This window comes from Pseudomonas sp. GL_090, from assembly GCF_057837765.1.
In genome coordinates, this window is the sequence record NZ_CM174452.1 from 5,576,172 (window position 1) to 5,597,615 (window position 21,444).

The 21,444-nt window shown below is 61.6% G+C and carries 21 protein-coding genes; 8 read left to right on the forward strand and 13 right to left on the reverse strand.

Features of this window, described 5'->3' with window-relative positions; genetic code table 11:
* The gene (gene yedA / locus AC3ITA_RS25180) at positions 1-933 is read right to left on the reverse strand and encodes a drug/metabolite exporter YedA (RefSeq protein ID WP_489278645.1); all 933 of its coding nucleotides are present in this window, start codon (positions 931-933) and stop codon (positions 1-3) included.
* A 165-nt stretch (positions 934-1,098) separates the two neighbouring features.
* Between yedA and AC3ITA_RS25185 the strand changes: the two genes are divergently transcribed.
* The gene (locus tag AC3ITA_RS25185) at positions 1,099-1,554 is read left to right on the forward strand and encodes an Lrp/AsnC family transcriptional regulator (protein ID WP_489278647.1); all 456 of its coding nucleotides are present in this window, start codon (positions 1,099-1,101) and stop codon (positions 1,552-1,554) included.
* Positions 1,555-1,691: 137 nt separating this feature from the next.
* Here AC3ITA_RS25185 and AC3ITA_RS25190 read toward each other — a convergent pair whose 3' ends face one another.
* The 3 genes from AC3ITA_RS25190 to AC3ITA_RS25200 form a co-directional block, all read right to left on the reverse strand.
* Positions 1,692-2,297 carry a 3'-5' exonuclease gene (locus AC3ITA_RS25190; RefSeq protein ID WP_489278648.1) on the reverse strand — a complete coding sequence of 202 codons (606 nt, stop codon included), beginning with the start codon at positions 2,295-2,297 and terminating at the stop codon, positions 1,692-1,694.
* A 22-nt stretch (positions 2,298-2,319) separates the two neighbouring features.
* Complete coding sequence (locus tag AC3ITA_RS25195) at positions 2,320-2,799, reverse strand: LabA-like NYN domain-containing protein (RefSeq protein ID WP_489278650.1); 480 nt, start codon at positions 2,797-2,799, stop codon at positions 2,320-2,322.
* Positions 2,800-2,919: 120 nt separating this feature from the next.
* Positions 2,920-3,699, reverse strand: coding sequence for a DUF2076 domain-containing protein (locus tag AC3ITA_RS25200; protein ID WP_095942019.1), 780 nt, complete (start codon positions 3,697-3,699; stop codon positions 2,920-2,922).
* Between the two features lie 178 nt (positions 3,700-3,877).
* Here AC3ITA_RS25200 and AC3ITA_RS25205 point away from each other — a divergent pair, with 178 nt between their 5' ends.
* Together AC3ITA_RS25205 and AC3ITA_RS25210 are read left to right on the forward strand one after the other, a co-directional pair.
* Positions 3,878-4,552, forward strand: a complete 675-nt coding sequence (locus AC3ITA_RS25205) for a YciC family protein (RefSeq protein WP_095942018.1) — start codon at positions 3,878-3,880, stop codon at positions 4,550-4,552.
* A gap of 66 nt (positions 4,553-4,618) precedes the next feature.
* On the forward strand, positions 4,619-5,698 hold the full coding sequence (locus AC3ITA_RS25210; RefSeq protein ID WP_095942017.1) for an endonuclease/exonuclease/phosphatase family protein: 1,080 nt from the start codon (positions 4,619-4,621) through the stop codon (positions 5,696-5,698).
* Between the two features lie 136 nt (positions 5,699-5,834).
* Here the strand turns inward: AC3ITA_RS25210 and AC3ITA_RS25215 are convergent, their stop codons facing one another.
* The 5 genes from AC3ITA_RS25215 to AC3ITA_RS25235 all read right to left on the reverse strand — a co-directional run bounded on the left by AC3ITA_RS25215 (position 5,835) and on the right by AC3ITA_RS25235 (position 11,729).
* On the reverse strand, positions 5,835-6,668 hold the full coding sequence (locus AC3ITA_RS25215; RefSeq protein ID WP_489278652.1) for an ABC transporter ATP-binding protein: 834 nt from the start codon (positions 6,666-6,668) through the stop codon (positions 5,835-5,837).
* The gene (locus AC3ITA_RS25220) at positions 6,656-7,459 is read right to left on the reverse strand and encodes an ABC transporter permease (protein WP_007990681.1); all 804 of its coding nucleotides are present in this window, start codon (positions 7,457-7,459) and stop codon (positions 6,656-6,658) included. The genes AC3ITA_RS25215 and AC3ITA_RS25220 overlap by 13 nt, the downstream gene beginning before the upstream one ends.
* A gap of 8 nt (positions 7,460-7,467) precedes the next feature.
* A complete protein-coding gene (locus AC3ITA_RS25225; protein WP_489278653.1) occupies positions 7,468-8,454 on the reverse strand; it encodes an ABC transporter substrate-binding protein in 987 nt (328 codons plus the stop codon).
* A gap of 392 nt (positions 8,455-8,846) precedes the next feature.
* Positions 8,847-10,217 carry an aspartate aminotransferase family protein gene (locus AC3ITA_RS25230; protein WP_095942013.1) on the reverse strand — a complete coding sequence of 457 codons (1,371 nt, stop codon included), beginning with the start codon at positions 10,215-10,217 and terminating at the stop codon, positions 8,847-8,849.
* 21 nt (positions 10,218-10,238) lie between these two features.
* On the reverse strand, positions 10,239-11,729 hold the full coding sequence (locus AC3ITA_RS25235) for an aldehyde dehydrogenase (protein ID WP_489278655.1): 1,491 nt from the start codon (positions 11,727-11,729) through the stop codon (positions 10,239-10,241).
* 227 nt (positions 11,730-11,956) lie between these two features.
* On the opposite strand from AC3ITA_RS25235, the gene AC3ITA_RS25240 reads away from it, so the two are divergent.
* Entirely contained in the window at positions 11,957-12,880 is a 924-nt protein-coding gene (locus AC3ITA_RS25240; protein WP_489278657.1) for a LysR family transcriptional regulator, read from the forward strand.
* On the opposite strand, the gene hrpB is transcribed toward AC3ITA_RS25240, so the two are convergent.
* Positions 12,881-15,397 (reverse strand): ATP-dependent helicase HrpB, encoded by a 2,517-nt coding sequence (hrpB, locus tag AC3ITA_RS25245; RefSeq protein ID WP_489278659.1) that lies wholly within the window; start codon positions 15,395-15,397, stop codon positions 12,881-12,883.
* A gap of 100 nt (positions 15,398-15,497) precedes the next feature.
* Here hrpB and AC3ITA_RS25250 point away from each other — a divergent pair, with 100 nt between their 5' ends.
* Together AC3ITA_RS25250 and AC3ITA_RS25255 are read left to right on the forward strand one after the other, a co-directional pair.
* Entirely contained in the window at positions 15,498-15,917 is a 420-nt protein-coding gene (locus tag AC3ITA_RS25250) for a polyribonucleotide nucleotidyltransferase (RefSeq protein ID WP_095942005.1), read from the forward strand.
* 41 nt (positions 15,918-15,958) lie between these two features.
* Positions 15,959-16,855, forward strand: a complete 897-nt coding sequence (locus tag AC3ITA_RS25255; protein WP_489278660.1) for a cation diffusion facilitator family transporter — start codon at positions 15,959-15,961, stop codon at positions 16,853-16,855.
* Here the strand turns inward: AC3ITA_RS25255 and AC3ITA_RS25260 are convergent.
* The gene (locus tag AC3ITA_RS25260) at positions 16,849-17,892 is read right to left on the reverse strand and encodes a DUF6515 family protein (protein ID WP_489278662.1); all 1,044 of its coding nucleotides are present in this window, start codon (positions 17,890-17,892) and stop codon (positions 16,849-16,851) included. The genes AC3ITA_RS25255 and AC3ITA_RS25260 overlap by 7 nt on opposite strands.
* 452 nt (positions 17,893-18,344) lie before the next feature.
* Here AC3ITA_RS25260 and AC3ITA_RS25265 point away from each other — a divergent pair, with 452 nt between their 5' ends.
* Together AC3ITA_RS25265 and AC3ITA_RS25270 are read left to right on the forward strand one after the other, a co-directional pair.
* Complete coding sequence (locus AC3ITA_RS25265) at positions 18,345-18,824, forward strand: Lrp/AsnC family transcriptional regulator (protein ID WP_007937367.1); 480 nt, start codon at positions 18,345-18,347, stop codon at positions 18,822-18,824.
* Positions 18,825-19,023: 199 nt separating this feature from the next.
* Positions 19,024-19,233 carry a DUF2788 domain-containing protein gene (locus tag AC3ITA_RS25270; RefSeq protein WP_007937369.1) on the forward strand — a complete coding sequence of 70 codons (210 nt, stop codon included), beginning with the start codon at positions 19,024-19,026 and terminating at the stop codon, positions 19,231-19,233.
* On the opposite strand, the gene AC3ITA_RS25275 is transcribed toward AC3ITA_RS25270, so the two are convergent.
* Together AC3ITA_RS25275 and amn are read right to left on the reverse strand one after the other, a co-directional pair.
* Complete coding sequence (locus AC3ITA_RS25275; RefSeq protein WP_489278664.1) at positions 19,228-19,863, reverse strand: pseudouridine synthase; 636 nt, start codon at positions 19,861-19,863, stop codon at positions 19,228-19,230. The two genes, AC3ITA_RS25270 and AC3ITA_RS25275, sit on opposite strands and share 6 nt — an antisense overlap.
* A gap of 67 nt (positions 19,864-19,930) precedes the next feature.
* The gene (gene amn / locus AC3ITA_RS25280) at positions 19,931-21,430 is read right to left on the reverse strand and encodes an AMP nucleosidase (protein WP_172435290.1); all 1,500 of its coding nucleotides are present in this window, start codon (positions 21,428-21,430) and stop codon (positions 19,931-19,933) included.
* Positions 21,431-21,444: the final 14 nt, after the last annotated feature.

Consider the following 21,444-nt stretch of genomic DNA (forward strand, 5'->3'; position numbering starts at 1 on the left):
CTAATTCACACGGGATTCTGTCGGTACTGCCGTCGTTACCACTGGCCGCTCTGGCGTGCGGCGCCATTGTGGCAAGCCGATCAACACCACGGCACTGATGATCACCGCCATCGCCAGGGCTTCCTCGATACCGATGGTTTCGCCGACGAACACGATCCCCAGCAACACCGCCACCGCCGGGTTGACGTAGGCATAGCTCGTGGCAGCAGCCGGACGCACGTGCTTCAACAAGTACATGTAGGCGTTGAAGGCGATGATCGAACCGAACACGGTCAGATACGCCAACGCGGCCCAGCCTTCGATTGGTGGCACCTTTTCCAGATGCTCACCGCTGACTGCGCTGGCAATCAGCAACACCACACCGCCCACCAGCATTTCCACAGCGCTGGCCATCGCGCCCTGAGGCAACGGCAGGTGTTTGCTCCAAACAGAGCCAAAGGCCCAGGTCGCCGCTGCAAAAATCAGCAACGCCGCACCCAGCGGGCTCGATTGCAGGTTGGAACCGAGGTTGAACATGCCGATGCCGATCAGCCCGAGCACGATCCCGGCCCATTCGAGACGGGTATTACGCGCGCCCCAGAAATAGCCGCAGAGCAAGGTAAACAGCGGCACCGTCGCCACCGCCAACGCCGCCACCCCGGAGGCCACGCCCGTGTGCTCGGCCACGCTCACCGCGCCGTTGCCGCACGCCAACAGCAGAATCCCGATGATCCCGGCGGCTTTCCACTGCGCCCAGGTCGGCGCCGGCGCTCCGCGCCAGCGCAGGAAGGCATACATCAAGGTTCCGGCGATCACGAAGCGAATGCCGGCAAGCAGCAACGGCGGCCAGGACTCCACGCCGATGCGGATCACCAGGTAAGTCGAGCCCCAAATCACGTACAAGGCAAAGAAGGCAGCGATCAAGGGTAAGGGAAAGCGACGAAGGCCGGACATGGGGGCAGCTCACAGGCAAGGACAAGTGAACGGCTATTCTAGAAAGGCTGGCGTCGGAAAATAAGTTACAAAACCTGTTTAAAGCGCCAGTACACTTTTCAAAACACGGAGTTCAGCGCTATAAACCGTGTTTTCGAAAGTCGGCCATTTTCAGGAGTCACCCCGATGGACAAGTATGACCGCATGCTGCTCAGCGCCCTGCTGGAAAACGGTCGCGCGTCCTACGCGGACCTGGCGCGCAAGGTCAACCTGTCTGCCCCGGCCGTGGCCGAGCGCGTGGCCAAGCTCGAAGCCAGCGGCGTGATCACCGGTTATCAGGCGAAGGTCGACATGGCCAAGCTCGGCCTGCCGATCCAGTGCGTGATCGAATTGCGCCTGAACCAGCACGGCAACCAGAAAGCCTACGACGACCTGATCAAAATCCCGCAATTGACCGAATGCCATCGGGTGACCGGCGACCCGTGCGTGATCATGCAAGCGGCGGTGGGCTCGATGCCGGAACTGGAAGAACTGATCAACCGGATCGCCGCGTTCGGCTTCAGCAAGACGTCGATTGTGTTGTCCAGCGCCATCGAGAAGCGGGTGCCGTTGGGACATATCGAAGGCAACGGCAAGCTTTGATCGAACGCGGAACCTGTAGGAGCGAGCCTGCTCGCGATGGTCGCCAACGATAACGCGAGAAACCTGACACCCCGCACCGTTCTCGGGTTCATCGCGAGCAGGCTCGCTCCTACAGGGGACTTGTGGTGTTTTCGGGATCAGCGATAGCGCTTTAGGTGTTCGCCCACTTTCGCCGCAGGCACTTTCTGCAACTTGCACAACAAGTCATGGGACAACTCGTGCAAGCCATGCTTCTGCCGCAGTTCGTCAGCGAGGTGCGCGGTCAGGTTGGCCGCCATCTCGGCATCGGCCATGGCCCGGTGGGCCTTGCCGGTGTGGGGCAGGTTGGCAAACGTGGTGAGGGTGCCGAGCTTGTGGTTCGGTGCGGCGGGCATCAGGCGGCGGGCCAGTAGCAGCGAGCAGGCAAAATTCTGCAAGCGGGTGCGTTTGATTCGCCCCAGTTCGAAGTCCCAGAACTTCTGGTCGAACGCGGCGTTATGCGCCAGCAATGGCGTGGTGCCGACGAATTCGTTGACCTCGTTCATCACCTGCTCGGCCGACGGCGCGGTGCGCAGCATGGCGTTGCTGATGCCGGTGAGTTGTTCGATGAAGGCCGGGACACGTACGCCGGCGTTCATCAAGCTCTGGTAACGCTCGACGATGCGCCCCTGCTCAAGGATCACCACGGCGATTTCCGTGGCCCGGCAGTTGCTGCTCGGGGAGATCCCGGTGGTTTCAAAGTCGATGACTGCTATGCGTTCCAAACCTGGTTCAACTCCGTAAAAATCAATTCTTGAGCAGCAACGCGCCTTCGATCGGCACGTAGCGGCTGGAGGCGCGGATCAGCGAGTTGGCGGTCAGGCCCGGCACGCCGTAGGCCACCGCCTGTACCCCGTGTTTGCTGATGATGCGCTCGAGCAACATGTCGAAATCGCCATCGCCGGAGGCCAGGACGATTTCATCGACATGGTCGGCGGCGTCCATGATGTCGAGGGTAATGCCCACGTCCCAGTCGCCCTTGGCCGAACCATCGCTGCGCTGGATGTACGGCTTGAGTTTCACGGTGAAACCGAGGTTGCGCAGGATCTGCTGGAACTGCTGCTGTTTGCTGTCGCCACGGTCGATGGCGTAGGCGTAGGCTTCGACGATCTCGCCCTGTTTGCTGATGTCAGCCCACAGTGCGGCGTAGTTGAAGTGGCAACCATAGGCCTGACGCACGGTGTAGTAGAGGTTCTGGACATCGGCGAACACTGCGATTTTTTTCACCGGCTTTCCTCAAGGCTGAATCAGGCACCAGGCCCGAAAAGTCGCCCAGTATGCCAGCCCGAAGGATTGTTCCGCGAATAATCGGCCCGGAGCGCGGTTGCGCTCCGGACGAATGGCGTATCAGACGAAGGAATCGTCGTCGCCGAAGAACGATGAGTTGTCATCGCTGTAGTCGGCGTCGCTGATCCCGCCCTGATCGTTGCTGTAGGTATCGTTACCGGCCATGCGCTGGTCATCGCCCCAGCCATTGTTGCTCTGGTCGTTGACCTGGGCCGGCTCTTCCTTGATGACTTCGACGACTTCCGGTTGCTGATTGTGATGGAACAGGCTGCTGATGCCCTGTGCCAGCATTACGCCACCCGCCACGCCGGCGGCGGTTTTCAGCGCACCACCAAGGAAACTGCTGCCAGCCGCTGCCGGAGCCTGTTGTTGCGGCGCATAGCCTTGCTGTGGAAAGTTCTGTTGCGGGGCACCGAAGCTCTGCTGTGGCGGCTGCGAACCGAACGACGAGCGTCCCGGCTCACGCCAGCCACCGTTCGACGGCGGTGCGCTCTGGGTTGGCGCGGGCTGTGGCTCGCGGGAGTTGCCGCCAAAGATGCTCGACAAAAAGCCACCGCCACTCGGCGCAGGAGCCGGGGTCGCCTGGGCCTTGGCCTGTTGCAGTTCAGCCTGCAATTGCTGGACTTGCTGGGTCAGTTGTTTGTTCTGCTCATCGAGGCTCTTGATCGCCGCCTCTTGCACCAGAATCGCCTGGGTCATGAAATAACCTGCCGCGGGCTGGCGCGTCAGGTGTTCCTTGATCCGCGCCTCGGCCTGGGCGTCGCGCGGGGCTGAGTCCGTTTCGGCCTGCTGCAGCCGGGAAAACAGTCCATCGATCAGGGTTTGTTCTTCGCTGTTCATGGCGACCTCGTAGATTGCCGGGGAAATCGTTGCCTTTATCCAATGAGGATAAGGCGCTCAACCTTAATGGAGGCTGAAACAAGATGTTTCAATGTCCTTTACCGAACGTTTACGTTTGCTTCCCCCTGCGCTTGATCGGTTAAAGTGAGCCACTGCTTCCAACCTGCGATACCCACTGATGAATCCGTTAGATGTGCTGCGTGACTCCCTGTATTTCTTCAAGCGCAATCTGAGCCAGATCGTGCAGCTGTGCCTGCCGCTGGTGATGTTTGAGGCACTGCTGCAACAAGTGGTCGACCACTCCACGGAGCCGGACAGTTTCCCCGGCATCAGCGTGATTGTCGGCTTGCTGGTGTACCCGCTGTATACCGCCGCGCTGATTCTGTTTCTCGATGCTCGCAGCCGCGGAGAATCGCCGAGCAACCGCGAACTGCTGTCCAGGTCCGCCTACCTGTGGCCGCGCTTCGCCCTGCTGACGGTGCTCAATACCGTGCTGATCCTGCTGGGCCTGTCGCTGTATTTCCTGCCGGGCATCTACCTGATGGTGACGCTGGCGTTTGGCGAATACCTGTTGGTGTTGCGCGGCCTGGCGCCGCTGGCGGCCATGAAGGAAAGCCTGCGCCTGACCAGCGGTCATTTCCTGCGCATCCTGCTGTGCATTCTGAGTGTGATGGGGCCGTTGTGGCTGCTCAAAGGCGTGACACTGGCGGCGTACCCGGAACCGCAGAACCCGGTGATCTCACTATTGATCGACAGTGCCCACAGCTTCCTTCAGCTGTTTACCAGCGTGGTGCTGTTCCGGCTGTTCATGCTGATCAACCCGCTGCCTGAGAGAAATGACAACTCGCTCTGACGTTGGGCGCGACCATCGCTCTCGGGTATCCTCGGGAACAATCCTGTAACGCTAATAAGCCGAGCCATGACCCGTCTACTGCGCTACACCCTGCTGGGCCTGCTGATCGTGATCGGCCTGATCACCGTAATGATCTACAGCCTGACCTGGCGCCCCGATGCCAAAGAAGTATTGCCCGTCAGTTGCAGTGCCCAGGCCCCCTCCCTGGTCCCCGGGCAGGCGTTGAAAGTGATGACCTGGAACGTCCAATACCTGGCCGGCAAGCGTTACGTATTCTGGAATGACCTGGCCGCTGGTACCGACGAACGTCCCACAGCGGAAGACATGGCTTTCAGCCTCGACGAAGTGGCGCGGGTGATTCGCGACGAACAACCGGACATCGTGCTGTTGCAGGAACTGGACGACGGCGCCAAGGCCAGCGATTACCAGCACCAGTTCAAACTGCTGCAAGAACGGCTCGCCGACTTGTATCCGTGTGGCACCAGCGCGTTCGACTGGAAGGCTGACTTCGTGCCGAACCCGCACATCTTCGGCAGTGTCGGCCGGCAACTGGCGACCCTGAGCCGTTACCAGATCGAACATGCCGAACGGCTGCAACTGCCCATCACCTCGGGCAATCCACTCAGCCGCCAATTCAAACCCAGAGATGCCTTGCTGGTGAGCTACTTGCCGTTGAGTGATGGCGGGCAAATAGCGGTGCTCAATACCCATCTGGACCGCGCCAATCGAGCCGACAACACCTTGCAAAACCAGGTGAACGCCGTGGCCAGGACCCTCGATAAACTCGAAAGCCGTGGCACGCCGTGGCTGATCGGTGGGGATTTCAACCTGTTGCCGCTGGGCCAGTATCGACGCCTGTCCGACGCACAACGCGCGCCCTACTCTGCCGACAGCCCGTTGCACCTGCTGTGGGACAAGTACCCGATGATCCCGACCAACAACGAAGCCAGTGGTATCGACCGCGAACGCTGGCTGACCCATTACCCGAACGATCCCGGGCTGAACGGTCCGGACCGGACTGTCGACTACCTGTTCTACAGCCCGCGGATCAAACGGGTCGAGGCGATGGTGCGGCAGGATGATACGTTGCGTATCTCCGATCACCTGCCGGTGATTGCGCGGTTCCTGTTGCCGGCTGCGCCTTAGTTCCGAATCCACATAAAACCTGTGGGAGCGAGCCTGCTCGCGATTGCGGTGTGTCAGACAGATCAATATTGACTGACACTACGCCTTCGCGAGCAGGCTCGCTCCCACAGGGGTCATGCATGGGCTGAAATCAGGTTTAATGCACCTCCTCCAGATCATCATGCAACAACCCGAAGATCTCGCGCTTCATCTCGATGAACGAGCGCTCCATGACCATATCGAGGTTGCGTGGACGTTCGATCGGCACATCCAGAATCTGCTTGATCCGCCCAGGCCGGGCGCCCATGACGTAGACCCGGTCGCCGAGCAGGATCGCCTCGTCAATGTCGTGGGTCACGAACAACACGGTCTTCTTGCTGTTGCCCCACACCCGCAGCAACAGCTGCTGCATTTGCAGGCGCGTCTGGCTGTCGAGGGCGCCGAAGGGCTCGTCCATCAGCAGGATCTGTGGATCGTTGGCCAACGCCCGGGCGATGGCGACACGCTGCATCATGCCGCCGGACAACTGCTTGGCGTAGTTGTCGGCAAAGCCGCTCAGGCCCACTTCGTTGACGTAGTAATCGACGATGTCCTTGCGTTGCGCCGCCGGCATGCCGCGCCGCTTGAGGCCGAACTCGACGTTCTGGCGCACCGTCAGCCACGGGAACAGCGTGTAGCTCTGGAACACCATGCCGCGACCCGCACCGGGGCCTTCGACCTGCTGGCCGCCGACGTAAATCTCGCCCGAGGTCGGTTCGGCCAGGCCGGCGGTGAGGTACAGCAGGCTCGACTTGCCGCAACCCGAAGGCCCCACCAATACAGCAAATTGCTGGTCCGGCACCTCGAACGACACTTCCTCCAACGCGGTAAAGGTTCCGCCATCGGGTTTCCTGTAACGCAGGCTGACCTTGTCCACTTGCAGCCGAGGCGCATTCACCGGGGCAGTCTGAGGGGCGACAAAACGATGAGTGGCGGCGGTTACTGAGCCCATGCGGTGATCCTCAGACGTAGGAAACGGAACAGTTGATCGGTGACCAGGCCCAGCAGGCCGATGATCGCGATGGCGAGGAAAATCACATCCACCTGGAAGCCACGCATGGCCTTGAGGCTCAGGTAACCCAGGCCACTGGAAGCGGCGACCAGTTCAGCCACCACCAGGTAAGTCCAGGCCCAGCCCATGGTCACCCGCAAAGTGTCGAGCACGCCCGGCAGGGACGCCGGGGCGATGACGTGCAGCACCGCATCACGACGGTTTGAACCGAGGGTGTAGGAGGCGTTGATCAGGTCCTTGGAGATGCCTTTGGACACGTCCGCGATCATCACCAGTTGCTGGAAGAACACGCCGAAGATGATCACCGACACCCGCTGCTCCAGACCGATGCCGATCCACAGGATGAACAGCGGCACGAACGAGGTCACCGGCAGATAACGAATGAAATTCACCAGCGGCTCAAGAAAGGCCTGGACGATGCGGAAACTGCCCATCAACAGTCCCAGCGGCACCGCCACCAGGGACGACACGATGAAACCGACCATCACCACTTCGACACTGGCCCACACATGCTGGCCGAGGGTGCCGTCGCGACCCAGGCGCACGGCGGCCTCGACCACCGCGCCCGGCGTCGGCAGGAACATGCCCGGCACCACGCCACCGTAGGACAAGCCGGCCCACAGGCCGACCAACAGCACCCAGGCCAGGCCGCTTGCGCTCCAGATCACCGAGACCGGTAAACCGGTCTTGGGCGTGATGCAGCGGCTCAGCCATGAATTGCGCTTGAACATGCAGCCTCCTAGAGCGGGGTGACGAAACGGTTGTCGATCAGGTCGTCATTGCTGACGTTGTAGGGCTTGCCTTGCAGCTCGCTGGCGGTCTCGTTGGCCAGTTTGATCAGCGGTGCGCTGTCACCCGGCTTGCCCGGTGAGCCCAGCAGTTTTTCGCTCATGGCCTGATCGTAGAAGCGCACGCCTTGTGCTGCGGCCTCCATTTCCTTCGGATCGGCCAGGTAACCGCCAACACCATTGGCCATGATTTTGTAGGCTTCCTGCGGATGATCCTTGGTGTACTGCACGGCTTTGTACAAACCGGCCACCAGGGCCTTGACGTCTTCCGGCTGCTTTTCGATCACGCTGCAGTTCAGTGCGACCACGTCGACGATCACCCCCGGTGTGCTACTGCTGTCGATCAGTACCTTGCCCTGTTTCTTGTCGCGAACCATCGACAAGTGCGGCTCCCAGGTCACGGCGGCCGGTACTCGGCCGGCGATGAACGCAGTGGCGGCGTCGTCGGCCGTCATGTTCTGCACGGTGATGTCGCTCATGCTCATGCCGTGTTTTTTCAGCAGATACGACAGCCAGAACTGCGAAGTCGAACCTTCGTTGACCGCAACGGCCTTGCCCTTGAGTTCCTGCAGGCTCTTGACATCCTTGCCCACCAGCACGCCGTCGCCTCCATGGCTGTCGTCCAATGCTGCAACAGCCTTGAAGCAGAATTGCGGACGGTACTTGAGCACTTCGTCGATGGTCGACGCCGAGCCGGACAACTCGCCGGACGCTTGTGCGGCCATGTACATCGCCGCTTCTTCGACCACCGGCAATTCGACGGTCAAACCGTTTTCCTTGAAGTAGCCAAGGTCCTGGGCCAGGTACAGGGTGCCGTAGCCGACCCAGGTGGTATGACCGATGGACAGGGTGCCGGCCTGGGCGCTGGTGGCGACCGTCGCGGCGATGGCGGTGACCGCCAGTGGATGGGCAACGCGGGTAAGCAAGGACTTGATCATGGAGCACTCCCAAAGCTGTTGATTTAGTTTTGTCATGGGCAGTACGGCGAGCCCTGAATCGGCTGCGACCTGTGGTCTCTCGGGGACCCTTCGGCGGGCAGCATTCGGCGGGCTGGCGAGATCGATGTTGGCCCAAGGGCGGGATCAGGAAAACGAGGAAATATGTGGATGCGAGTGATGAAAAAGCTGGTTAGTGAGCACTGTGAAAGGGCGTTGTGGGCGGGGATGCCCGACATGGGTGCAAGACTTGAGAGGTCTGTTGAATCGACAAAAGCAATCGCGAGCAGGCTCGCTCCTACAGGGATCTATGTCGACCTCGTTTCCGATGATCGACACAAATCCAATGTGGGAGCGAGCCTGCTCGCGATAAGCCGCAGGACCTTCAGGCGATATCAGAGCCGGCCGTATTCCTGCGCCGTGCGATCCACCGATTTCAAGGTCTTACTGATCAGCTCATCAATCTCTTCACGGCTGGCAATCAGCGCCGGCGCCATGATCATCCGCCCCAACGTCGAGCGAATGATCACCCCCTCCTCGAAGCCAATCGTGCGGCAGCGCCAGGCGATGTCGTTTTCGTTGGCAAAGCGCTTGCGAGTGGATTTGTCTTCGGCCAGTTGCAGCGCCGCGACCATGCCGGTGCCCTGGATGTCACCCACCAGCGGGTGCTTGCCGAACACTTCGCGCAGACACTGTTGCAGGTACGGGCCGATGTCGTCCTTGACCCGCGTCACCACGCCTTCATCACGCAGCGCCTTAAGGTTGGCAATCGCCACCGCCGCCGCCACCGGGTGCCCGGAATAGGTCAGGCCGTGGGCAAACACGCCGCCCTGTTCCACCAGCACCGAGGCCATTTTCTTCGACAGGATCAAGCCGCCCATGGGGATGTAGCCCGAGGTCAGGCCCTTGGCGATGGACAGGGTGTCCGGCTCGAACCCGAAATACTCGTGGGCGAACCATTCGCCGGTACGACCGAAGCCGCCGATCACTTCATCGGCGCACAGCAGCACGTCGTACTTGCGGCAGATGCGCTGGATTTCCGGCCAGTAGCTTTCCGGCGGGAAGATCATGCCGCCGGCGCCCTGGAAAGGTTCGGCGATGAAGCCCGCGACCTTGTCCGCCCCCAGTTCGAGAATCTTCGTTTCCAGTTGCTGTGCCGCGCGCAGACCGAATTCGGCCGGGGTCAGGTTGCCTTCGTGGGCGAAGAAGTACGGCTCGTCGATGTGCTCGATGTCCGGAATCATGCCGCCCATTTCGTGCATGAATTTCATGCCGCCCAGCGCCGTCGCGGCCAGGGTCGAACCGTGGTAACCGTTCCAGCGGCCGATCATGATTTTCTTCTCGGGCTTGCCGAGTACCTGCCAGTAACGACGCACCGTGCGGATCAACACCTCGTTGGCTTCAGAGCCGGAGTTGGTGTAGATCGCGTGGCTGTAGTGAGCCGGCAGCAAGCTGAACAACAGCTCGGACAGCTCGATCACCTGCGGGTGGGTGGTGTGGAAAAACATGTTGTAGTACGGCAGCTGTTCCAGCTGCTGGCTCGCAGCAAGGGCAAGGTCCTTGCGCCCGTAACCGAGGTTGGTACACCACAACCCGGACATGCCGTCGAGGTAACGCCGGCCATCGTTGTCCCACAGGTGCAGGCGCTCGCCACGGACCATCACCCGTGGCCCCTCGTCGTTGAGGGCTTTCTGATCGACGAACGCATGGATGTGGTGCGCAGCGTCGGCGGCCTGGTAGTCGCGGGTATCACGTGGTGTGGTCATCGCCAGTTCTCCGTTTTGTTATCAGCGCAATTGAAACCAGGTGGTCTTCAACTGGGTGTATTTATCGAATGAATGCAGGGACAGGTCGCGGCCGAAACCCGACTGCTTGCCACCGCCAAAAGGCACGGTCACGTCCAGCGCATCGACGCTGTTGACCGACACCGTACCGGCCCGCAATTGTCGCGCCACACGGTGGGCGCGGTTGAGGTCGTCGGTCCACAGCGAAGCCGCCAGACCGTAGACGCTGTCGTTGGCCAACTGCAAGGCGTGGGCCTCGTCGTCGAATGGCGTGATCGCCAACACCGGGCCGAACACTTCATCGCGAAACAGCGGCATGTCCGGGGTCACGCCGGTAAAAATCGTCGGCTGGATGAAGTTGTCCGAACCGTTGAAAATCGACTGCCGACCGCCACAGACTTTGGTCGCGCCTTGCTGTTCGGCCTGCTGGATGAACTTCATGATGCGCGCGGTCTGACGGCTGTCGACGATGGCTCCGGCGGCGCTCGACGGGTCCAGCGGATCGCCCGGCAACCAGCGTTCGGCCTGGGCCTTGAGGCGTTCGACGAACTCGTCATGGATCGAACGCTGCACCAGCAACCGCGAGTTGGCCGAGCACACTTCACCCTGATTGAAGAAGATGCCGAACGCGGCTTTTTCCGCTGCCAGATCGAGGTCCTGACAATCGGCGAACACCAGGTTCGCACTCTTGCCGCCGCACTCCAGCCACACCTGTTTCAGGTTCGATTGCGCCGAGTACTGCATGAAATATTTGCCGACTTCGGTGGAGCCGGTGAACACCAGGCAATCGACGTCCGGGTGCAGACCGAGGGCCTTGCCGGTTTGTTCGCCGAGGCCCGGCAGTACGTTGAGCACGCCTGCCGGAACCCCCGCCTCCAGCGCCAGCTCAGCCAGGCGCAGGGCGGAAAACGGCGACTGCTCGGCCGGTTTGAGTATCACCGAGTTACCGGCGGCCAGCGCCGGGGCGAGTTTCCACGCCGCCATGTCCAGAGGGAAATTCCACGGCACCACGGCAGCCACCACGCCCAGGGCTTCACGAGTAATGGTTGCCAGCACGTTCTGCGCGCTGGGGGCGATCTGGTCGTAGAGTTTGTCGAGGCTTTCGGCGTACCAGCGGAACACGCCTGCGGCACCCGGCACGTCGATGTTGTAGGCGTCCGTGACGGGCTTGCCCATGTTCAGCGAATCGAGCAGCGCCAGCTCTTCACGGTTTACGAGGATCAAGTCGGCCAGGCGCAACAGCACTTGCTTGCGTTCGGTCGGCGAGCGCGCAGCCCAGGTGCCAGCCTCAAAGACCTGCCGCGCATTGTGCACCGCCGCGTTCACGTCTTCTTCGCCACAGGCGGCAACGTTGGCCAGGCATTGCCCGGTGGCAGGGTTGATCGCGGCGAAAGTCTGCCCCGACTGCGCCGCGCGGCGCTGGCCGTCGATCACGGCCTGATCGGGAAACCGCAGGGAAGCGGCCTTGCGTTGCCAATACTCAAGCTCGAACACGTTCAGATGCTCCAGAGGACATTCTTGTGTATTGGATAGTCGCTCAGGCCCGGGCGGTGGAAAACCAGTAAAAATGTGTTCGCAGGCCAAGAAAAAACTACGTAGCCAATCTCCCTTATGGCGCAGCATGTGGTTATTGTTCAAACACAACAAATCGCTACCCGAGCGGATAGGGGTGGCGCGCAAAATTGCCAGGATGCCTGATCCGTTCTCCCCCGAGGTTTGCTGTGGCTGCCTACAATCTGCGTCAACTGAAATACTTCATCACCACCGTGGAGTGCGGCAGCGTCGCCGAGGCCTCGCGCAAGCTGTACATCGCCCAGCCTTCGATCTCCACGGCCATCAAAGGCCTGGAAGACAGCTTCGGCGTGCAATTGCTGATCCGCCACCACGCACAGGGCGTGTCGTTGACCCCCAGCGGTGCGCGTTTCTATCGCAAGGCCCAGGAACTGCTGCGCATGGCCAGGGAGTTCGAGCAGAACGCCCTGGCCGACAACGATGTGGTGTCCGGGCAGATCGATATCGGCTGTTTCGAAACCGTTGCGCCGCTGTACCTGCCGCAATTGATCGCCGGTTTTTCGGCGTTGTATCCAGGGGTGGAAATCCGCATCCGTGACGGCGAGCAGCAGGAATTGGTGCAGGGCCTGACCTCCGGCGCCTTCGATCTGGCGATCCTCTACGAGCACGACCTCGACGGCACCATCCAGACCGAACCGCTGATGCCGGCGCAACGACCTTACGCGCTGCTGCCGGCGGATCACCGCTTTGCCCAGCAGGCGCAGGTATCGCTGCGGGATTTGTGCCTGGAGCCGATGATTCTTCTGGATGTGCAGCCGAGCCGGACCTACTTCGTCAGCCTGTTCGATGAGCTGGGTCTGACCCCACGCATCGCCTTCAGCTCGCCATCGATCGAGATGGTGCGCGGCATGGTCGGCCAGGGCTTCGGGTTCTCGATCCTGGTGACCAAACCGCATTCGGAGTGCACCTACGACGGGCAGAAAGTGGTGTGCGTGGACATCGCCGAAGACGTCACTGGGTCCGGGTTGGTGGCGGCATGGCTCAAGCGCGGGCAACTGACTAAACCGGCTCAGATGTTTGCTGACTATTGTCGCGAACAACTGACCGCCAAGGCTGAAAGACCTACCTCATAACTACTTTCGCGGCTTTATCCGCGCGGTGGCTTCGGCCACCAGCGGATCATCCGGCCAGTAATGCTTGGGATAGCGTCCCTTCAAATCCTTCTTCACCTCCGCATAGGTGCTGCGCCAGAAGTTGGCCAGGTCCTGAGTCACCTGCACCGGCCGGCGCGCCGGGGACAACAGGTGCAGCTTGACCACCTGCCGGCCGCCGGCGATGCGCGGGGTTTCGGCCAGACCGAATAACTCCTGCAATCGCACCGCCAGAATCGGCGGCTGTTCGCTGTAGTCCAGACGAATCGAGGAGCCCGACGGCACGCTCAAATGATGTGGCGCGAGTTCGTCCAGCCGTTGCGGCAACGGCCACGGCAGCAGATTGCGCACGATGCTCGACAGGTCGAGATTGGCGAAGTGACTGAGCCGCGAAACCTTGCCCAGATACGGCATCAGCCAATGCTCCAGACTCTTGATCAATGCCGCGTCGCTGACATCCGGCCACTCGCTCTCGCCTTTGCCGGCGAGGTCCAGCTGCCGCAACAACGCGACCCGCGCCTGCCACTGACGCAGCTCCAGGGTCCACGGCAACAGTTCCAGGCCTTTGCGCCGCACCAGGTTCACCAGCGCCTGGCTGCGAGCGGTTTCGTCGAGGCCGGTCAGTGGCTCGCGACTGAGGATCAGTTCGCCCACCTTACGTTGACGCTCGGCCCGCAGCACGCCTTCACGTTCATCCCAATCCAGTTGATCGACACAGCGAACCTGCTCGGCCAGCACTGAATCGAAGAGCGCCGGGTCGAAGTCCGTCGCCAGATAAATCCGCTCCTCGCGCTGGCCCTGGCGACTCCCCAGATCGGCGATCACCAGCCACGCTTGCTTCATCAGGCTGTCGGCCTCGGCGAACAGCGCGGCACGACCGTTGGCCAAGCGATATTCCGCACCACCGGCGCGCCGTTGCTGGGCGACCCGGTCGGGATAGGCCAGTGCCAGCAACGCGCCGAGCCAGCGCGGATGATCCGGATCGCTGACCGGCTCCGCCGCTTTGCCCCGCAGATAACCACGATACTGCCGCGCCAGTTGCCGTGCGCGCTGCACCCCGCCTTGGGCACCCCGTGCGGCGCGCTCTTCGCCAGACAGCAATACCAGTCGGCTGTGCAAGTCCGCCCCGGCACCGCGCAAGATATCGCGCTCGCCGAGCAGTGCCGCGACGTCGCAGGCCATGTCCGCCAGCCCCAGCGCCTGGCCGCGCAACAGTAAATGCGCGATACGCGGATGCGCCGGCAGTTCGGCCATGGCCTGACCGTGACGGGTCAGCGCTTCACCTTCCAGAGCCCCCAGACGTTCAAGCAGATCCTGAGCCTGTGCATAAGCGGCGGCCGGGGGTACGTCAAGCCATACCAGTTGCCCGGGCGTCACACCCCAGCGCCCCAGTTGCAAGGCCAGCCCGGCGAGGTCCGCCGAAAGGATTTCCGCACTGCCATAGGCCGCCAGTTGCTCGTGCTGGTCCTGGGACCACAAGCGATAACACACGCCGGGTTCCAGTCGCCCGGCCCGGTCCGCGCGCTGGGTGGCGCTGGCCTTGGAAATGCGCTGGGTGTCGAGGCGGGTCATGCCGCTGCCGGGGTCAAAACGCGGCACCCGTGCCAGCCCGGCATCGATCACCACGCGCACGCCGTTGATGGTCAGGCTGGTTTCGGCGATGTTGGTGGCCAGCACCACTTTGCGTTTGCCCGCCGGTGCCGGATCGATTGCCGCCCGTTGCGCGGCGAGGTCCAGTTCGCCGTGCAACGGGCACAGTAGAACCTGAGTGTTTTCGCCCAAGGCATCGGCCAGTTGCTGATGCACGCGACGGATTTCAGCCTGCCCCGGCAGGAACACCAGCACGCTGCCGGTCTCGTCGTTCAAGGCTTCGAGGATGGTCTGCACCAGACGCGGTTCGATGAACTCACCGGACTGGAACGGCCGCCCCCAGCGCATCGCCACCGGGTACATGCGCCCTTCGCTGCGCAGGATCGGCGCGTCGTCGAGCAACCCGGCCAAGCGTTCGCCTTCGAGCGTGGCGGACATCAAGAGTATTTTCAGCGGCTGATCGTCACGGAACAGTTCGCGGCCATTGAGACTCAGGGCCAGCGCCAGATCAGCGTCGAGACTGCGTTCGTGAAATTCGTCGAAGATCAGCAGGCCCACGCCTTCCAAAGCCGGGTCGTCCTGCAAACGCCGGGTGAGGATGCCTTCGGTGACCACTTCGATACGAGTGTTGGGGCCGACCTTGCTGTCGAGCCGAATGCGATAGCCCACGGTTTCGCCGACCTTCTCCCCCAGCTCGCTGGCCAGCCGTTCCGCCGCTGCACGTGCGGCCAACCGGCGGGGCTCGAGCATCAGGATGGTCTGCCCGGCCAGCCACGGTTCGTTGAGCAAGGCCAAAGGCACCCGGGTGGTTTTACCGGCGCCGGGCGGCGCTTCGAGCACGGCTTCGTGGCGTGTAGCGAGGGCTTCACGCAGGGCGGGTAAAACTTCATCGATCGGCAAAAAAATCATGCTGGCTCCCAAACAGAGCGGCGAGTATAACGGCGAACTGTTTGGCGTAGTCTGGGCTCTAACCAGTAACGTTATTGGCGTTCTACTCAGGAGATTTCATATGCGTGCTCCCTTTCGCCTGATTGGCGGTGTTCTGGTCGCAACCTTGCTGACTCAAGTAACCGCCTGCGGGTCGATCTTCTACCCGGATCGCCGGGGCCAGATCGAAGGCAAGATCGACCCGGCCATCGCCGCGCTCGACGCCGTGGGCCTGCTGTTCTACATCATCCCCGGCCTGATCGCGTTTGCCGTGGACTTCGCCACCGGTGCGATTTACTACGCGCCAGGAGAGACCGCCCAGGTCGACCCGCAAAAACTCAAGGACGCCATCGGTCCCGACGGCAAAGTCGATAACCGCAAGTTGCAGACTATTCTGGAAAGCGAACTGGGCCGCAGCTTCCCGCTGGACGATCCACGCTTGATCCAGAGCAAAGGCAGCGCCCGGCAACTGGCGATGTTCGGCCTGCAACCAGCGGCGTAATCCCTACGCGCGAAAGGACTCTTCAAGGAATGATGGCCCCTATGACCTCCAGCTCCGAACACGCCCGCCTGCTGCGGCTGGCGACCCGTGCCTCGGTGGCGGTGGCGTGCATCCTGATCGTCGCCAAGGCCATCGCCTGGTGGCTGAGCGGCTCGGTGAGCATGCTTGCCGGGCTCACCGACTCGACACTCGACGGCGTCACGTCATTGCTCAACCTGCTGGCGGTGCATTACGCCCTGCGCCCCGCCGACAATGATCATCGCTACGGGCACGGCAAGGCCGAGTCATTGGCGGGCATGGCCCAGGCGTTGTTCATTGGTGGCAGTGCGGTGCTGATCGCGTTGCAGGCCTATGATCGGCTCAAACATCCCGAACCGGTCGGCGCGCCGTGGATCAGTATCGGCGTGATTGTGTTCTCCCTCGCACTGACCCTGGCGTTGTTGATGTTTCAACATAAGGTGGTCATGGCCACCGGCTCCAACGCGGTGCGCGCCGACTCCCTGCACTACCGCTCGGACATGCTGCTCAACGGCAGCATTCTGATCGCACTGGTGTTGGCCGGGTTTGGACTGCATCAGGTCGACCCCTGGTTTGGCCTGGGGATCGCCGCCTACATTCTCTGGAGCGCAGTACAGATCGCCCGGGAGAGCTTTGCGGTGTTGATGGATGAAGAACTGCCGCCGGAGGTCAGCCAGCACATGCTGGAATTGGCATGCAGCGTGCCCGGTGTGCTGGGTGCCCATGACCTGCGCACGCGGGTCTCCGGCAACCAGTGGTTTGTGCAGTTGCATCTGGAGCTGCCGGGGGAGCTGACGTTATCCGTTGCCCACGGCATCAGCGATCAGGCAGCCGCAGCCATTCATACCGCCTACCCGCGAGCCGAAGTGCTGGTGCACGCCGACCCGCAGGAAGTGGTGAAAGCCGCCAAGGATCAGTAAGTCACCTGATAACCGCGACTGCTCAGGCAGTTGCCCTGGGCCTGTCGGTAGGTTTGCACCACCGACGGGTCTGGCTGGTAGGTGGCGGTTCGTGGATCGAAACCACTCTGCTGCACCGCGTATTGATAGCACTCGTAGCCATCCCGACTGACCTGCTCCGGCGACTGACCATTGGCTGGATACGCCACCACGTCATAACCATTGTTGCCGGCGGGCGGTTGCGGTTGGCCAACCGGCGGTTCGACCACGACATAGTCCTGAGTGCTTTCCTGATAGGCGTAATAGGAACCCGCCGCCAGGAACAGCAATACCCCGCCGATCCACACTTGCTGGGCGTAATCGGGCAGGTATCTGACGCGAATCCCGCGCGGTGGCTCTACCACCTCATAACGAGGGCCCAGCGGTCGATACCAGTAGCCACCGGAATAGTAGTAATCCATGCCACGGTAAGGCACGCGATAGTTGCGCTCGGGGAAGCGGTCGATCACCTGGCCGGGGCGATACCTGGGGCCTGGCCCCCAGCCATTACCATGGTCACTCGGGTGCCCTTGCCTGTGATTATCATAGGACGGTGCGATTGTGTAGCCATTCCAGCGCTGGTTGTAATCGTTGCGACGCGGCTGATCCTGGTAGTAACCGCGCTGCGGCTGCTGGGTCTGGCGCACGGTGTCGGGCCGGGGCTGGATTGGCATGTCAGTGGCCGGCATCTGTGGCATTGGCAGCGGCGAGCGCACCTGGCTGTTGAAATCCGGCGCTGGACGGCTCTGCCTCTGGTCATTGTTTTGACGTTGATCCTGGCCGCGGTGCTCGTATTGGCGATTGTCGTTGTTCTGCGCCCGGGGTTGATTCTGCTGCTGGCCGTTTTGCGGATGCGGCTGGTTGCCGCCGCCATGGCCCTGGTTATCGCCCTGATGACCATCCTGGCCGTGTTGCCCGCCATCATGGCCACGGTTTTGCTGCTCATCGGCCATCGTTTGCGCGCAGACACTGACACACAGCAAACCAACGCCGGCCAAACGCCAGATGCGCGATTTCATGCTTTACCTCATTGCGGGTAAGGGCCTGTACGTAAGACTGGGAAAGCAGTGGCCGGTTCTGCGACAGGTTATCTGTCACGCAACTTATTTTTTGAGGCCGGCTCTTCAATTCACGGCAGCAAATTCCACACGCAAGAAAAAGGGGAGACCCGTCGGCCTCCCCTTGGAGAACTTCGTCCTGGCTCGACACTTGTGGCGTCGGCTCACCTCACGCCGTCTTCTGGACAGTGTGTAGCTCGGGGGCCGGCACATCCCCGGTGGGGGTGGCGACCGCGGCGGGCCTGATTCGGCGAGCCGCACTGGACTGTTTGTCCGAGCAGTGATTCTGGTGATAAGAATAGGCCGGGAGCGTCGGCAGAGGATTGCGAAGATTGCTTAATTAAACATCACTTGCGCAATTTTTAACCCAAGATACATAATCCTCCGCAATAGTTACGACAAAGGACCGTTTGATGAGCAAGCTCGACCGTTACGACCTGAGTATTTTGGCGGAATTGCAGCGCGACGCACGCATCTCCAACCAGGAGCTGGCCGAGCGCATTGGCCTGTCGCCTTCGCCGTGCTCGCGGCGGGTCAAGCAACTGGAAGACGACGGCTACATTTCCCGCCAGGTAGCCCTGCTCGACCGCAAGATGCTCGGCCTGAGCCTGACCGCTTACGTGCTGATCGGCATGGACCGTCACACGCCGGAGCGTTTCGAGAATTTCGAAGCGGCCATCCGCACCCTGCCCCAAGTGCTCGAATGCAGCCTGGTGACCGGGATGGATGCCGACTATCAACTCAAGGTCGTGGTGCCGGACATGGACCACTACCAGAAACTGCTGCTGGGGCATCTGACGCGGATTGAGGGGGTGACCAGCGTGCGCTCGAGTTTTGTGTTGAACCAGGTGTTGAACAGCACCGAACTGCCGTTGACTCATCTGCGTAGCTGAGGGCGCCATCGCGAGCAGGCTCGCTCCCACAATGAATCTCCAGCGCATGTGAGATCCCTGTGGGAACGAGCCTGCTCGCGAAGAGGCCTGCACAGGCGACGAATGACTGCGACACACCGACGCAGGTCAATACAGCGCGAACCCGCGCAGGCGTATACTCCCCGCGCCCTTTTAGCCACGCCCGCGCTGGAGATGTTCGATGGATCCTGCCGTTTTCGAAGAATGGATGATGACCGGTCTGGTCAGCATCCTGATCATTTTCATGGGTTTCATCGTCTGGGATCTGGCGAAGAAGTCCAAGGCCGGGCGCTTTGGCTCGTTCATTCTGTTCTTCGTACTGGGCCTGGGCGTGGCGGCGTTCGTGATCAAGAGCGTGGTAATCGGCCTGATCGAATCCGGCACGTTATAAGCGGGCCGGCACTTCCTTCCACTGGCCCTGATCGAGCCCCTCGATCGTCCAGTCACCGATCCTGACCCGCACCAGACGCAAGGTCGGTAACCCGACCGCCGCCGTCATGCGCCGCACCTGCCGGTTGCGCCCTTCGCGAATCACCAACTCCAGCCAACTGGTTGGCACGCTTTTACGAAAGCGCACCGGCGGATTGCGCGGCCACAGCTCGGGCTCGTCCAGTTGCCGCACCTCGGCGGGCAAGGTCATGCCGTCATTCAATTCGACGCCGTCACGCAAGCGCTGCAACTGCTCAGTGCTCGGCTCGCCCTCGACCTGCACCCAATAGGTCTTGGCCAGCTTGTGTTTCGGGTCGGCGATCCGCGCCTGAAGCTGGCCGTCGTTGGTCAGCAGCAACAAGCCTTCACTGTCGCGGTCCAGCCGTCCGGCCGGATAGATTCCCGGTACATCGATGTAATCCTTGAGGGTCGCGCGCCCTTCGCCATCACTGAATTGCGTCAGCACATCGAAAGGTTTGTTGAACAGGATCAGCTTCGGCTCGGCCGGTGGTGCCTTGGCGACACGGCGAGGGGCTGAAGGTGAAGGTTTCGCGCCAGGGCGACGGGAAACGGGACGTTGCGGACGGGACATGGCGAAAAAAATCTAGCGATCAGGGCTGACAATGCTAGTGCCCCGACCGCTAAATAACCATCGCGAATCAGCGGAACGGCGGCTCGTCGAAGCTGCGCAGTTTGCGCGAGTGCAGCGAGTTGAGTTCGGTGCGCAACAAATCCACCGCCTCGATGCCGATCTTCAAGTGCTGGCTGACCGCGCGTTCATAGAAGGCGTTGGCCGAGCCCGGCAACTTGATTTCGCTGTGCAGTGGTTTGTCCGAGACGCATAGCAACGTGCCGTACGGCACCCGCAAACGATAACCCTGGGCTGCGATGGTGCCACTTTCCATGTCCACCGCTACGGCGCGGGACAGGTTGATCAGCGGCCGCTCCTGCGCCCAGCGCAGCTCCCAGTTACGGTCGTCGTAGGTCAGCACGGTGCCGGTACGCAGGCGTTTCTTCAGTTCGTCGCCCTTCTCGCCGGTGACGTTGGCCGCCGCTTGCTGAAGCGCGAGCTGTACTTCGGCCAACGCTGGAATCGGAATGTTCGGCGGCACTACCCGGTCGAGAATCCCGTCGCGACGCATGTAGGCGTGGGCCAGCACGTAATCGCCAATGGTCTGCGACTGACGCAGGCCGCCACAGTGACCGATCATCAACCAGCAATGCGGGCGCAGAACGGCGAGGTGGTCGGTGATGTTCTTGGCGTTGGACGGGCCGACACCGATGTTGATCAGGGTCACGCCGTGGCCATCGCTGGCGATCAGGTGATAGGCCGGCATCTGGTAGCGGTGCCAGACCACCCCGGCGGCAATCGCCGAGGCTTCGCCGTGGTCCATGCTCTTGTCGATGATCACGTTGCCCGGCAGCACCATGCGCACGAAACGCGGATCGCTGCGCAGTTGCTCCAGGCCATGGACGATGAATTGATCGACGTAGCGGTGATAGTTGGTCAGCAGGATCCACGGCTGCACGTGCCGCCAGTCGCTGCCGGTGTAATGCACCAGCCGGCGCAGGGAAAAATCCACCCGGGCGGCATCGAACAGGGCCAGCGGCAATGGATCGGTGTTTTCCCAATCGTACAGACCGTCGGCAATGCCATCGGTCGCCGCCGACAGGTCGGTACTCGGGAACACCCGCGCCAGCACGGCGGCGGTGACACCGGAACCGGCCAGCTCATCGCCCTGCTCGACCACATACGGATACGGGATGTTCTGCTGGCTGACACCGACTTCCACGGTCACGGTGAAGTCGTGCATCAACGGAACGAGCTGTTCCAGCAGGTATTTACGGAAAGCCGACGGATGGGTGACGGTGACGCTGTAGGTGCCCGGCAACTGAACCTTGGCGTATGCGCGAGTGGTCTGCGGGACTTCGCCCTGGCAGTGGTAGGTCAGGCGCAATTCGGGATAGCGGAACATCGAGCGCTGTTCGGCATCGGGCTCGACACGATCCTTGAGGTAACGCTTGAGCGCCTGGCTCAGCGCGGTGGTTGCACGATTGTGCAAGTGAGCAAGCCGGTCCACGGCTTGCTCGGCGGTTTGAACGACAATAAAAGCTTCGGTCACGATCAGCATCCTGTGTTCTGACTTGCAGACCTTCATCTTGCCTGCATCGA